Genomic DNA, 13,514 nt, shown 5'->3' with positions numbered 1-13,514 from the left:
ACAGAACACAACGAACACGCCTCGAAAAGGAAACCGAAACAGCGGAGAACGTCCTGCTTTCACTCCATTGCCCCGCACGAAAGGGCCGGAGAGGACGTCCACGTCCTCTCCGGCCCCTGTCGCGCGCGGTACGGGTCAGCCGTTGTAGGCGCCGTTCCCGGAGAGGACCGGGATGTCCTCGACGATGTGCGAGAGCGGCTCGTCACCCTTGGCCTGGGTGGAGTTCTCGGCGCACTGCTGGTTCTGCGGGGAGGACAGGACGTTGATGTCCTGGACCGCGACCGGGACGAGGACGCCGACGACCGAGCCGACGTTGCCCTTGACCGGGGCGCCGAGGCAGAGCTTGTTCAGCGAGCCCTGCACGGCGGAGAACTGCGGGCTCATGTCACCGGTGGTCTTCGAGTTGCCGAAGGACTGGTGCGCGCCGTTGCCGCTGAGCGAGGTCGTGCCGCCGTCGTCGGCGATGGCGAGCGCCGGGGAGGCCGCCGCAGCAGAAGCGCCGACAACAGAGGCCGTAACAGCCGCAGCCGCCATAATCTTCTTGATCACGGTGATTCCGTTCCTGTTCCCACCAATCGACCTGATTGATGCGACGGGATCAACTGCGTGCGGTGGCTTTGGTTCCGGCTCTTCACCCGTTCGACTGGGACCCCGTTTCGCGCTGCCGCGTGCGCTCCGCCAAGGGGGTGACACAGCGGAACCCTTGCGTCCGAGGCCAGTTGATCAGGCCGCTCCCTGCACGGAGCCGGTTCTAGAAGGGAACTCCCGTGATCAAGAAGGTTATGGCCACTGCGGCCGCAGCCGTCTCCATCGTCGGCGCCACGGCCGCCGTCGCGTCCCCCGCGCTCGCCATCGCCAACGACGGCGGCACCACGTCGCTCTCGGGCAACGGCGCGCACCAGGAGTACGGAAACTCCGCCACGTACGGCAACATGAGCCCCCAGTTCGCGCTGGTCCAGGGCTCGCTGAACAAGCCGTGCATCGGCCTGCCGGCCAAGGTCAACGCCGGTTCGCTGATCGGTGCCATCCCGATCGCGGTCCAGGACGTCAACGTCCTGTCCTCCCCGCAGAACCAGCAGTGCACCGAGAACTCCACCCAGGCCAAGGGTGACGAGGCCCTCTCGCACATCCTGGACGACATCCCGGTCCTGTCGGGCAACGGCGTCGGCAACAACTGACGTCCCGCCTCCGCGCGACGACGTCCGCACGTCAGGGGCCGCCCTCCGGGGCGGCCCCTTTCGTGCTGCTACCAGGTCGGCCAGACCGGCGCGGCCATCAGCCGCTCCCACTCGCGGTCCGGCACGCCCGGCACCGCGCGCCCCGCCTGCGCCCACTGGGTCACCAGTGCCGCGTACACCGGAAAGGCGGTGCGGTCGGGAGGGGGAGGCTCGCTCACATATCGGCTCTTCGGAATGAAGGCCATCCGTTCCCATTTCCCGGGACCCGGCGCCATCTTCGCTCCTTCCGCTGCGATTCCCGCATCATTCCACAGGCGTCGCAGGAGAGTGATTCGACCTGTTCATGTCGCGTCGCGTACCTGTGTGCGAGGTGGCTCGAAATAGCGTGCGGGCATGAAATTCCCGCGTTCCCGGCGGCTCCGCCGCACGCTGCTCGCGGCGGCGGCCTGCACCGCCCTCGCCGCCCTCGCCCCCGGCGCGCTCGCCGTCGCCCCGTCCGGCCTTCCCTCCCCCAAGCAGGGGCTCAACCTCCTGGTGGTCGGCATCGACAGCCGCAAGGGCGTGACGGAGGAGGAGAAGGAACGTTTCAGGCTCGGCGGCAAGGAGTGCGACTGCACCGACGTGATGATGCTGGTCCACGTCTCCGCGGAGAACGACCGGATCAGTGTCGTCGGCCTGCCGCGCGACTCCCTCACCTCCTTCCCCGACGAGCACCTCGACCGCCGCACCGGGAAGGTGCACACGGCCCACCCGGCGAAGCTGAACAACGCCTGGGCGGAGGGCGGTCCCGCCTTCGTGCAGGAGACCGTCGAGTCGATGACCGGACTGGCGGTCCACCGGTACCTGGAGATCGACTTCCGGCGCTTCATGGACACCGTCGACGGGCTCGACGGGGGCGTCGCCGTGTGCACGGCGGAGCCTCTGAAGGACACGGTCACCGGCATCGACCTGCAGCCCGGGACCAAGCGGGTCGGGGGCGGCGAGGCACTCCAGTACGTGCGTTCGCGACGGGCCGACGGGCAGATGGACTTCGGCCGGATCCGGAAACAGCAGAAGTTCGTGGTGAACACCCTGGAGCGGCTCCGCGCCGGCGTCCTGGACGACCCGGCGGCGCTGCGCGCGTTCGCGGCGACCCTGCGCGGGACGGGCGCGGCCGAGCGGGGGATCTCGGCGGGCGAGCTGCTGGCGCTCGCCGCCCGGCTGAAGGACCTGCCCCTGGACCGCGCGGAGTTCTCGACCGTACCCATCCGGGGCTTCCACCCGGCCATCGCCGGGGTCGGCTCGACCGTCGCCTGGGACGAGAAGGGCGCGGCGGAGGTCTTCGGGCGGCTGCGTGAGGACCGGCCGCTGCCGGAGGCAGGGGCGGTGGCGCCGGGCGAGATCCCGGCGGCCGCCTACCGCCCCACGCCGGGCGCCTCGCTCATCTGCCCGTAGGCCGTCCGGTGGACTACCCGGAACCTCCGGACCTCCGCCCAGTTGATCAGCACGGCTCGGCACTCAGCGGGCCAGGACCCGAAAGGCCTGAACAATGAAGAAGCTCTTGGCGACGGCTGCTGTGGCCGCGTCCGTTCTCGGCGCGACGGCGGCGGGTGCCGGTCAGGCGCTCGCGATCGCGGACGACGGCGGCACCACCTCGCTGTCGGGCAACGGCGCCCACCAGGAGTTCGGCAACTCCGCCACCCACGGCGACATGAGCCCCCAGTTCGCGCTCGTCCAGGGCTCGCTGAACAAGCCCTGCGTCGGCCTGCCGGCCAAGGTCAACGCCGGTTCGCTGGTCGGCCTCGTCCCGATCGCGGTCCAGGACATCAACGTCCTGTCCTCCCCGCAGAACCAGCAGTGCACCGAGAACTCCACCCAGGCCAAGGGTGACGAGCCGCTCTCGCACATCCTCAGCGACATCCCCGTGCTGTCCGGCAACGGCGCCGGCAACAGCTGAGCGACGCCGCTCGGCGACGGTGCGGCCCCGCCGCCCCTCCTCGGAGGGGTGGCGGGGCCGTCCCCGTTCCGTGCCGCGCTCCGGACTCAGAGCGCGCGGCGCAGGGCGGCCGGGTCGGTGACGGGGGCGTCGCACGTGAAGTGACGGCAGACGTACGCGGCGGGTCCCCCGGCGACCAGCGGACGGTCCTTCAGGAGCGGGAACTCCTCGCCGTCGGGGGCTCCGGCGGCGAGGACGGCGCCGGGGGCGGTGGCGAGGAGCGCGGTACGGCGCAGCTCCTCGAACGCCTCCTCCCCCGGGGTGCCGACGACGGCGATCTCGCGGGGCCCGTCGAGGAGGGCCTCGGCGGTGGCGAGACCCCAGCCGATGAACCGGGGCGCGCGCGGGCCGAGGGCCTTGACGACGCCGAGCGCCCCCTCGGCGGCGGCGCGGTGGGCTTCGGAGCCGGTGTGGGCGGCGTACGCCAACAGGGCTCCGGCGGCCGCGGTCCAGCCCGAGGGGGCGGCGTTGTCGGTGGGGTCCTGGGGGCGGCGGATCAGCTGTTCGGCGTCGTGGGCGGTGTCGTACAGGGCGCCGCCCTCGCTGGTGAAGCGGTCCAGGACGAGGTCGAGGAGGAAGCCGGCGAACTCGAGCCAGGCGCCTTCGCCGGTGACGGCGGCGAGGGCGAGGAACCCCTCGGCGACGTCGGCGTAGTCCTCCAGGACCCCCGCGTTGGCGCCGGCCCGGCCGTCCTTGGAGGTGCGGGTGAGCCGCGCCTGCTCGTCCATGTGGACGCGGACCAGCAGGTCGGCGGCCTCGGTGGCGCGCTCGACGAGGTCGGGGCGGTCGAAGAGGGCGCCGGTCTCGGCGAGGGCGGCGATCGCGAGGCCGTTCCAGGCGGCGACGATCTTGTCGTCGCGGCCGGGGCGGGCGCGCTCCTCGCGGGCGGCGAGGAGGCGGGCGGCGATCGAGGCGACGCGGTCCGCGTCGGCGACGCCCGTGTCCTGGGGGAGCTGGAGGACGGAGCTGCCGTGCTCGAAGGTGCCGTCCTCGGTGACGCCGTAGTGGGCGGCGGCGAGGGCGGCGTCCTCCGCGCCGAGGACCTCGGCGAGCTGCCCGGGGGTCCACACGTAGTAGGCGCCCTCGACGTGGCGGCCGGTGCCGTCGTCGCTGTCGGCGTCGAGCGCGGAGGCGAAGCCGCCCTCGGGGGTGCGCAGTTCGCGGACGAGGAAGTCGGCGGTCTCCAGGGCGACGCGACGGGCCAGGTCGCTTCCGGTGGCCTTCCAGAGGTGGGCGTAGACGCGGCAGAGCAGGGCGTTGTCGTACAGCATCTTCTCGAAGTGGGGGACGACCCAGGCGCGGTCGACGGCGTAGCGGGCGAAGCCGCCGCCGAGCTGGTCGTAGATGCCGCCGCGGGCCATCGCCTCGCAGGTGTCGGCGGCCATCTGGAGGGCACCCTCGGAGCCCGTGCGGGCGTGGTGGCGGAGGAGGAACTCCAGGACCATGGACGGCGGGAACTTGGGGGCGCCGCCGAAGCCGCCGCGGGTGGCGTCGTACTCGCGGGTGAGACCGAGGAGGGCCCCGGCGAGCTCCTCCTCGCCGGGGACGCCGTCGCCGCCGTAGGCCAGGGAGCGGCCGGCGAGGTCCTTGACGATCCGCTCGGCGACCTCGCCGACCTCCTCGCGCCGGCCGGACCAGGCACCCCGGACGCCCTCCAGGACCTCGGGGAAGGAGGGCATGCCGTGGCGGGGCTCGGGCGGGAAGTACGTGCCGAAGTAGAAGGGGGCGGCGTCCGGGGTGAGGAAGACGGTCATCGGCCAGCCGCCCTGCCCCGTGGCGGCCTGGACGGCCTCCATGTACACGGCGTCGACGTCGGGGCGTTCCTCGCGGTCGACCTTGACGGCGACGAAGTGCTCGTTGACCAGGGCGGCGGTGGCGTCGTCCTCGAAGGACTCGTGCGCCATGACGTGACACCAGTGGCAGGAGCTGTACCCGACGCTGAGCAGGACGGGGACGTCGCGGCGCCGGGCCTCCTCGAAGGCCTCGGCCGACCACGGCCACCAGTCGACGGGGTTGTCGGCGTGCTGCAGGAGGTACGGGGAGGTCTCATGGGCCAGTCGGTTCGGCATGGGCCCATCCTGCCGCAGCCGTCTCGCCGTTTCTCCGCTCCCTCGCGCCGACGCGCGCCGCGCAGCACACTGGGCCCCGGACGGATCGGGGCCGGGTTCGCCGGCGGGCGCGGAGGGGGACGCAGATGCGGGAGAGTCATCGGGCCGTGGCGGAGCGGCTGTTGGAGCGGATCGTGGCGGAGGAGACGCGCGGCTCGGCGGGCCGTTCGCTGCCGGCGGCCGAGGTGCTGCTCGGCCGGGGCCGGGCCGCGCTGGAGTCGATGACGGCGGGCTCGCGGGAGGAGTACGCGGCCTTCCTCGGCGCCCTGGAGGGCTGGGAGGCGGGGGCGGCGCACGGGCGGACGCGGTGGGCGGACCGTCTCACCGGGCCCGGGGCGGCCGGTCCCGCGCTCGTCGCCGGGGTCGCCGCGGTGGCGGCCGTCGGCGCGGACCTGGCGCTGGGCACGGCGGCGGGGACGGCGTTCGGCGCGGGCGCGGTGGTGGCGGTGGCGGGCGCGGCGGCGACGGTGCTGCGGGTGACGGCGGGGCCCCCGCCGGCCGCCGGCCGCCCGCCCGCGGCCGTCGACGCCCTGCGGCAGTCCTGGCTGTCGGCGCTGGAGGAGCGGGGGGTGCGGCCCTTCCTGGAGGGGCAGCGGGCGCCCGAGCCCCCGGCGGGCGCGGCGGAGCCGCCGCGGCAGGTGTGGGGCGAGCGGCTGCGCGGCGCCGACCGGAGCGCGGCGGCCCGGCAGCGGACCGTCCTGGAGCGGTCGTTCCGTCATCTGCCGGACCCCGGGGGCCGGTTCGCGGGACGGCGGGAGGAGCTGGCGCGGATCACCCGGTGGGTCCAGGCGGGGCGGGCGTCGCCGGCGACCCGGCCGACGGTGGTGCTGCTGCACGGTGAGCCGGGGTCGGGGCGGACGGCGCTGGCGGTGCGCGCGGCGCACGCGCTGCGGGACCAGTTCCGCGGGGCGTGCGTGGTGGACCTGCGGGGCGCCGCGACCGGGGAGCGGCCGGTGTCGACGCGGGAGGCGCTGCTGCACCTGCTGAACCGGCTGGGTGCCCCGCGCGACCGGCTGCTCTTCCGGGAGGGCGCGACGGCCGAGCAACAGGCCCAGCGGCTGGCGGAGTTGTACCAGCGGCAGCTGACCGGGGTGCCGGTGACGGTGATCCTGGACGACGCCGTGGACGCGGCCCAGGTGCGGGCCCTGCTGCCGGAGCGCTCGGACAGTCTGGTCCTGGTGACCTGCCGGGAGCCGCTGGACCTGGGCGCCGACCTGCCGGCAGAGGTGCACGCGCTGCCGGTGGCGGCGCTGGACGCGGCCGGGGCGGAGGAGCTGCTGCGGGCGGCGGCCCAGGTGCCCGATCCCGGGCCGTACGACGCGGCGGCCTCCGAGCGGATCCGCGAGCTGTGCGGCGGGCTTCCGCTGGCACTGCGGGCGGCGGGTTCCCTGCTGGGCCGGCTGCCGTGGGACGAGCTGGCCGGGGCGCTCGGGGACGCGGGCCGGGACGGGGACCCCGTCGGGCGCGCGCTGTCGGTGCGGTACGGGGCCGGTCTCGGCGACGACGCCCGGCGGCTGCTGCGGCGGCTCGCGCTGGCCGGACGGGCCTCGCTGGGCGCGGCGGCGGCCGCCGCGCTGCTGGGCGGGAAGGGCGCTGAGGGGGCGCGGCTGCTGAGGGAGCTGGCGGACGCGGGGCTCCTCGACCACGTGCGCGGGGAGCGGTACCGGCTGCACGACGCGGTGCGGGCCTTCGCCGCGGTGCGGCTGCACGAGGAGGAGGACGCCGCGGAGATCGCGGCGGCGCAGGGCCGGCTGATCCGGAACTACGCGGAGCTCGCGGACGCGGTGATCCGGATGGTCGACGGGAAGATGTCGACCCGCGCGGACCGCTTCGACGGGCACGGCTTCGGCTCCCTGGAGGCGGCGCTGGGCTGGTTCGACGAGGAGACCAGCTTCATCACGGCGGCGCTGCGGCACGCGGACGGCGTGGACCAGCGGACGGTCCTGGACCTGCTGGGGGCGCTGTGCGACTACTGCCTGCTGCGCGGCGACCTCTACCGGCTCGGCGAGATCAACGAGCTGACGGAGGCCATCGGGCAGGGGCAGCTGTCCCGCTCCGTGCAGTGGCGGACCGGCATCGCGGCCCGGCAGCTCGGCGAGCTCGACAAGGCGCGCACGACGCTGACCTCGGTCGTCTCGTCCTATCAGGAGGCCCGCCAGGACCCGGGGGCGGCGCTGGCGCTGTGCTCGCTGGGCATCACCCTGCACCACCAGGGGCGGCTCGGGGAGGCGGCGGCCCGGCTGCGGGAGGCGCTCGCGCTCCAGGAGCCGGAGGCGCTCGCCGCCGACCGGGCGTGGACGCTGCACGCGCTGGCCGCGGTGGAGCGGGACCGCGGGGACCTGGCGGAGGCCGCGGGGCTGCTGGACCGGTCCCTGGCGCTGCACCGGGAGCACGAGTCGCTGCACGGCGAGGCGTGGGCCCATCTGCACCGGGGCCAGTTGCTGCTGCTGCGGGGCGCGGTGCCGGAGGCGGGGCACGAGCTGCGGGGCGCGCTGGAGGACTACGGGCGCATCCACGACGGGCGCGGCGAGGCGTGGGCGCTGACCCAGCTCGCCCGGACCCGGCTGGCCGCCGGGGACGCGGAGCCGGCGGTGGAGGCGCTGCGCGGGGCGCTGGCCCGCCACCGCGAACAGGAGGACGCGCGGGGCGAGGCGTGGACGCTGTACCACCTGGGGCACGCGCTGGAGGAGCGCGGTGACCGGGACGAGGCGGTGCGGGAGCTGGGCCGGGCCCGGACGATGTTCTCCCGGATGCGGGACCTGTACGGGCTGGCGAGCGCACGGCACCACTCGGGCCGGGTCACCCGCGACCAGCTCGCGGCCCGTACCGGGGGGCTGCGGAACTCCGGTTTCGCCCGGCAGCTGCTGGTGGACGCGCGGGCGGACTTCCACCGGATCGGGGTGGCCCACGGGGAGGGCTGGACCTGCCTGGAGCTCGCGATCATCGACGCGGGCAACGGGCGGGTGCCGCAGGCGCTGGGCCTGTGCGACGAGGCGCGGGAGCTGTTCGCGTCCTACGGGGACCGGCGGGGCGGCGACTGGGCGCGCTTCCTGCGCTGCACGCTGCTCCCCCACGCGGCGCCGGCCGCGCCGGAGCCGGGGACGGCGTCGGCGCGCGAGGAGCTCGCCGCGCTGGCGGCGGAGCGGCATCCGGCGCGCGACCCGCGGCTCGACGATTGCGTCGAGGCGTACGCGGTGGTGCTGGACCGCGGGGTTCCCGCGTCGGCGCCCTGGCAGGGCTGGGACCTGGGCATGGTGCCGCACCGGCACGCCCGGGAGGTCCTGGGGGTGCCGGAGGCGTAGGGCCGGTGGACGCAGGACGCCCCCCGTCCCGTACCGGTGGGGTACGGGACGGGGGGCGGTGCCGCTACTGGGCGGGGGCGCCGGTCTGCGCGGCCGGGGTGTCCGGGCCGGCGGCGGGGTCGGGGGCCTCCTCGAAGGAGACCCTGCCCATGTGCCGGTTCATCGACTTCATCAGCATCCAGACGGCGACGGCCAGGACGGCGAAGACGACGAAGCCGAGGACGCCGGGGGTCACCTTGTTCTTGTCCAGCTCTTCGGCGGCGAAGGGGACAAGCTGGGTCAGTGCCAGGTGTGCGCTCATGTCAGGCATTGTCGCGGATGCCCGCGAAGAGATCTTCCTCGGGGAGGGAGGTGGGGACCAGCGCCTTGCTGAGCTCGTACTCCTCCGTCGGCCAGACCTCCTTCTGGATCTCCATGGGGACCCGGAACCAGCCGCCGTCGGGGTCGATCTGGGTGCGGTGGGCGATCAGGGCCTTGTCGCGGGTCTCGAAGAACTCGGCGCACGGCACGAACGTGGTCAGCGTCCGCTCCTTGCGCTCGAACTCCTTCCAGCGCTCCAGCCACTCGCCGTAGGGGGACTCCAGACCGCGGGCGAGGAGCGCCTCGTGCAGGGCGACCGTGCGGGGACGGTTGAAGCCCTGGTTGTAGTAGAGCTTCAGCGGCTGCCAGACCGGTCCGAACTCGGCCTCGGGGAACTTCTCGGCGTCGTTCGCGCCGTCGAAGGCCACCATCGTGATCTTGTGGGTCATGATGTGGTCGGGGTGCGGGTAGCCGCCGTTCTCGTCGTAGGTCGTGACGACCTGCGGACGGAAGGAGCGGATCTTGCGGACCAGCTCGCCGGCCGCCGTGTCCACGTCCTCCAGGGCGAAGCAGCCCTCCGGGAGCGGGGGCAGCGGGTCGCCCTCGGGCAGGCCGGAGTCGACGAAGCCGAGCCATTCCTGGGAGACGCCGAGGATCTCGCGGGCCTCGTCCATCTCCTTGCGGCGCACCTCGTGGATGTTCGCCTCGATATAGGGGTCACCCTGGAGCTGGGGGTTCAGGACCGAGCCGCGCTCGCCGCCCGTGCACGTCACCACGATGACGTCCACCCCCTCGGACACGTACTTGGCCATCGTCGCCGCACCCTTGCTCGACTCGTCGTCGGGGTGGGCGTGAACGGCCATCAGTCGAAGCTGCTCAGTCAAGACTCGATCCTCAGTGATTCGACGCGGAGCCAGGTCTCTATAGTGACGGAATCGGGGGAGTGAAAATTCCGCCACCCCCGGCTTCGAGAGGATCGATCATGAGCGCGGTGCGAGAGCAGCTGCCCGAGGGGCGCTACGGGCGCTCCGCGGACGAGCGGGCCGACCGCAAGCTCAGGATCGCGGGCGCCGTGCTGGGCGTCCTCTTCCTCGGGCTGATGGGCTGGTTCGGCTGGTACTACGTCGTCGACAGCAAGATCAGCGCCGAGATGATCAAGTTCGACGTGGTGAGCGACACCGAGGTCCAGGTCCATCTGGAGGTCCGCAAGGACGAGGGCGTCGAGGGCGTCTGCACCCTGCGTTCGCGCGCCGAGGACGGCGCCGAGGTGGCCCGCAAGGACGTGCGGATCGACGACCCCGCGACCCGGGTGGACACCGTCGTCTCGCTCCGCACCACCGCCCGCGCGACCAGCGCGGAGCTGATCGGGTGTACGGCACCGTAGCGGTGGGTAGGGACCGGGTGACGAGTCCCGGCGGGTCACGACCGTGACCTGGGGTGACGCCATCCTGATGCTTTATGTCCTCCCGCTTTTCGCCACTCATTGTTAGGCTCGTGCTTTCGCCCACCCGGGACGCCATGCATTCCGTGTAGGGCGATGCTTTGTATTCCCAGTACCTACGAGGAGCACCCGTGACCCAGACCAGCGACAACGTCACCTGGCTCACCCAGGAGGCGTACAACAAGCTCAAGGACGAGCTTGAGTACCTGTCTGGTCCCGCGCGTACCGAGATCACCGTCAAGATCGCCGCGGCACGCGAAGAGGGCGACCTGCGCGAGAACGGCGGGTACCACGCGGCCAAGGAGGAGCAGGGCAAGCAGGAGCTCCGCATCCGCCAGCTCACCCAGCTGCTCCAGCACGCCAAGGTCGGCGAGGCCCCGGCGGACGACGGCGTCGTCGAGCCCGGCATGGTCGTCACGATCGCCTTCGACGGCGACGAGGACGACACGATGACGTTCCTCCTGGCCTCGCGCGAGTACGCGAGCGGGGACATCGAGACATACTCCCCGCAGTCGCCGCTCGGCGTCGGCGTCAACGGCAAGAAGGCCGGCGACGACGCGGAGTACGAGCTGCCGAACGGCAAGAAGGCCACGGTGAAGATCCTCAGCGCCAAGCCGTACTCCGGCTGATCCGCACTCCTTGAGCGAAGGGCCGGCCCCCCGAGGGGGCCGGCCCTTCGTCCTGCACGCACGTGCGAGGATGCGGGGCTGACGTCGCGTCACACGTCACACACGTCACACACGTCTGCACGGGGGGATGGCGAGGTGCTGGGAACGCTGCGCGAGGGCGCGCCACGACGGATCGGACCCTACGAGGTGCTCGCCCGGCTCGGCGCCGGCGGCATGGGCGAGGTGTACCTCGGGCGGGCGGCCGGGGACGGGGGGCGCGGCGGCGGGGAGACCAGCGACGCGCCGGTGCCCGGCACCTTCGTCGCCGTGAAGACCGTGCGGCGCGACGTCGCCGGCGATCCGGCCTTCCGGGACCGCTTCCGGCGCGAGATCAGGGTCGCCGGACTGGTCGACAGCCCGTACGCCGCGGCTCCCGTCGGCGGGGACGCCGACGCCGAGGTGCCGTGGCTGGCGACCGCGTACGTCCCCGGGCCGAGCCTCTCGGAGGCCGTGCGGCGGGACGGCGCGCTGCCCGCCGACGCCGTGCGGGCGCTCGGCGCGGACGTCGCCCGGGCCCTGGCCGACCTGCACCGGGCCGGGGTCCTGCACCGGGACCTCAAGCCGGGCAACGTCATGCTGTCGGTCGACGGCCCCCGGCTCATCGACTTCGGCATCGCCCGCAGCAGCACCGCCACCGCCATGACCGTGACCGGTCTCATGGTCGGCACGCCCTCCTTCATGTCCCCCGAGCACGTGGCCGGGTCCCGGCACGTCACCGCCGCCTCCGACGTCTTCTGTCTCGGCTCGCTCCTCTGCCACGCGGCCACCGGCGAGGCCCCGTTCGGCGACGGCCCGCTCGCCGCCGTCCTCCACCGCGTCTCGCGGGCCGAGGCCGACCTGACGCGGGTGCCGGAGGAGCTGCGCGGGACGATCGCCGCCTGTCTCTCCGTCGACCCGGCGGACCGGCCGTCCCCGGAGCAGCTCGCGGAGCTGCTCGCGCCCGGTCCGCGGGCCAAGGTCTTCCCGTGGCCGGAGGGGATACGGGACCACATCGGCCGCTACGGCGGGGACCTCGCCCGGCTCGTCGCCTCGGGCGGACCGCTCCTGGAGGCTGCGCCCGCCGCCGGTCCCGTCGTCACCCCGGCCGTCCCCGGCCTCCCTTCCGTGCCGACCCTGGCCCCGGTCGCCCCGGCCGCCGCTCCCCCGCGCCGGCGCCGGGGACGGACCGTCGCCGCTCTGCTCGCCCTCGCCGTGGCCGCGGGCGGGCTCGGCGCCTACCTGCTGTGGCCGGAGGGGTCGCAGGCCGGTCCGAAGGCTCCGGCGAAGGCCGCGCCGCCCGCCGGCCCCCGGGTCCCCGGGGTCGACGACCGGGGCCTGGCCGACGCGTCCGGCGTGGTCCCGCAGACCGCCTCCCAGCGCCCCGCCGGCTGGAAGCCCTGGCACACGGAACTGACCGCGCCGGCGTTCGGCTGCTCGGTCGGCGAGCAGGTCCTCGTCTGCCGGACGACGGACGGGCGGTACGAGGCCCTGGACCCGGCGACCGGGAAGCGGCTGTGGGACGTGGCGCGGGCCGGGGACACGCCGGGCGAGAGCTACGTCAGCCCGCACGGCTACCCCTTCGCGGGCGGGAGCGCGACCCGCCCCACCGTCCACGGGGAAAGCGTGGTCCTGGTCGCCGGGCGCACCGTCCAGGTGCGCGAGGCGCGCACGGGGAAGGTCCGCTGGCAGAAGCCGGCGCAGGGCCCGCAGGGCTTCTGGGCCACCCGGCCGGTGGTCGGGGACGGGATCGTCTTCGCGGCGACGGAGGTGCGGGAGGACACCGCGTGGGTGCGGGCCGCGCTGACCGCGTTCTCGCTGGCCGACGGCCGGCGGCTCTGGTCCGAGGAGCTCACCAACGGGACGACCTCGTACGCCGAGCGCAAGGCGTACGAGCCGGTGGCGTACGCGAAGGGGGTCGTCTACGCCCTCAGCCAGGGCGGGCTCGTGGCCTACGACGCGAGGACCGGCACGCAGCTCGGACAGGTCGACCCGGACGCCAAGGAGTGCGAGACCCTCAAGGTGCTGGGCGCCTCGGCGTACTGCGCGGGTGACGGGTTCGGCGCCGACCCGGACACCACCCTGCACCTGCTCGACGCCCGCACCCTGGCCACGAAGGCGTCGCCGCCCGGGCCCCTCGCGGGCTCCGCGCCCTCGGCGATCGGCCCGCGGACCGTCGTGACCTGGGACAAGGGCCTGCGGGTCCTGGACCCGCGCACCGGCGAGACGCTCGCCTCCTTCCCGGTCACCGCGGCCCCGGCGGGACTGTCCCAGAGCTGGTCCACGCCGCTGCTGGCGGGCGACCGGGTCGTGTACGCCGACTTTTCCTCGCTTCACACCGTGCGGATCGGCGCCGACGGCAGGCCGGGCCCGGTGGGGACGGTCCGGGTGCCGGGTGCACCGGGGCCGCGGGCCGAGGAGGAGGACTACGACCCGGCCTACGGCTCGTTCGTCTCCCGGCAGATCCGGCAGCCGGAGGTGCTGCCGCTCGGCGGCATCGCGTACGTCGTCTTCGACAAGGGCGCCGTGGCCGCCGTCGCGCTCCCCGCCGAGAAGGAGTAGTCCC

Annotated in this window: 12 protein-coding genes; 7 read left to right on the top strand and 5 right to left on the bottom strand. The window is 74.0% G+C overall.

From position 1 onward, the window contains the following. Positions 1-135 precede the first annotated feature (135 nt). Positions 136-549: a rodlin gene (locus tag ACZ60W_RS07160; RefSeq protein WP_366308501.1), complete on the bottom strand. Its 414-nt coding sequence runs from the start codon at positions 547-549 to the stop codon at positions 136-138. Positions 550-767: 218 nt separating this feature from the next. Here ACZ60W_RS07160 and ACZ60W_RS07155 point away from each other — a divergent pair, with 218 nt between their 5' ends. After that, positions 768-1,178 carry a rodlin gene (locus tag ACZ60W_RS07155; RefSeq protein ID WP_366308500.1) on the top strand — a complete coding sequence of 137 codons (411 nt, stop codon included), beginning with the start codon at positions 768-770 and terminating at the stop codon, positions 1,176-1,178. A 68-nt stretch (positions 1,179-1,246) separates the two neighbouring features. Here the strand turns inward: ACZ60W_RS07155 and ACZ60W_RS07150 are convergent, their stop codons facing one another. Next, positions 1,247-1,396, bottom strand: a complete 150-nt coding sequence (locus tag ACZ60W_RS07150) for a hypothetical protein (RefSeq protein WP_469754363.1) — start codon at positions 1,394-1,396, stop codon at positions 1,247-1,249. 175 nt (positions 1,397-1,571) lie between these two features. On the opposite strand from ACZ60W_RS07150, the gene ACZ60W_RS07145 reads away from it, so the two are divergent. Together ACZ60W_RS07145 and ACZ60W_RS07140 are read left to right on the top strand one after the other, a co-directional pair. Then, positions 1,572-2,612, top strand: coding sequence for an LCP family protein (locus tag ACZ60W_RS07145; protein WP_469754362.1), 1,041 nt, complete (start codon positions 1,572-1,574; stop codon positions 2,610-2,612). A gap of 94 nt (positions 2,613-2,706) precedes the next feature. Then, a complete protein-coding gene (locus tag ACZ60W_RS07140) occupies positions 2,707-3,114 on the top strand; it encodes a rodlin (RefSeq protein ID WP_469754361.1) in 408 nt (135 codons plus the stop codon). Positions 3,115-3,200: 86 nt separating this feature from the next. Here ACZ60W_RS07140 and ACZ60W_RS07135 read toward each other — a convergent pair whose 3' ends face one another. Further along, positions 3,201-5,222 (bottom strand): thioredoxin domain-containing protein, encoded by a 2,022-nt coding sequence (locus ACZ60W_RS07135; RefSeq protein ID WP_469754360.1) that lies wholly within the window; start codon positions 5,220-5,222, stop codon positions 3,201-3,203. Positions 5,223-5,347: 125 nt separating this feature from the next. Between ACZ60W_RS07135 and ACZ60W_RS07130 the strand changes: the two genes are divergently transcribed. Next, a complete protein-coding gene (locus tag ACZ60W_RS07130; protein ID WP_469754359.1) occupies positions 5,348-8,563 on the top strand; it encodes a tetratricopeptide repeat protein in 3,216 nt (1,071 codons plus the stop codon). Positions 8,564-8,627: 64 nt separating this feature from the next. Here the strand turns inward: ACZ60W_RS07130 and ACZ60W_RS07125 are convergent, their stop codons facing one another. Both ACZ60W_RS07125 and mca read right to left on the bottom strand, forming a co-directional pair. Beyond that, positions 8,628-8,873, bottom strand: coding sequence for a hypothetical protein (locus ACZ60W_RS07125; protein WP_469754358.1), 246 nt, complete (start codon positions 8,871-8,873; stop codon positions 8,628-8,630). Next, positions 8,866-9,747 (bottom strand): mycothiol conjugate amidase Mca, encoded by an 882-nt coding sequence (gene mca, locus ACZ60W_RS07120; protein ID WP_469754357.1) that lies wholly within the window; start codon positions 9,745-9,747, stop codon positions 8,866-8,868. The genes ACZ60W_RS07125 and mca overlap by 8 nt, the downstream gene beginning before the upstream one ends. A 98-nt stretch (positions 9,748-9,845) precedes the next feature. On the opposite strand from mca, the gene ACZ60W_RS07115 reads away from it, so the two are divergent. The 3 genes from ACZ60W_RS07115 to ACZ60W_RS07105 all read left to right on the top strand — a co-directional run bounded on the left by ACZ60W_RS07115 (position 9,846) and on the right by ACZ60W_RS07105 (position 13,510). Then, positions 9,846-10,247, top strand: coding sequence for a DUF4307 domain-containing protein (locus ACZ60W_RS07115; protein ID WP_469754356.1), 402 nt, complete (start codon positions 9,846-9,848; stop codon positions 10,245-10,247). A 188-nt stretch (positions 10,248-10,435) separates the two neighbouring features. Next, positions 10,436-10,933, top strand: coding sequence for a transcription elongation factor GreA (gene greA / locus ACZ60W_RS07110; protein WP_366309765.1), 498 nt, complete (start codon positions 10,436-10,438; stop codon positions 10,931-10,933). Positions 10,934-11,068: 135 nt separating this feature from the next. After that, a complete protein-coding gene (locus ACZ60W_RS07105; protein ID WP_469754355.1) occupies positions 11,069-13,510 on the top strand; it encodes a protein kinase domain-containing protein in 2,442 nt (813 codons plus the stop codon). Positions 13,511-13,514: the final 4 nt, after the last annotated feature.

This window comes from Streptomyces sp. NPDC104202 (assembly GCF_055584185.1).
This window is presented reverse-complemented; position numbering and strand designations above follow the sequence as displayed.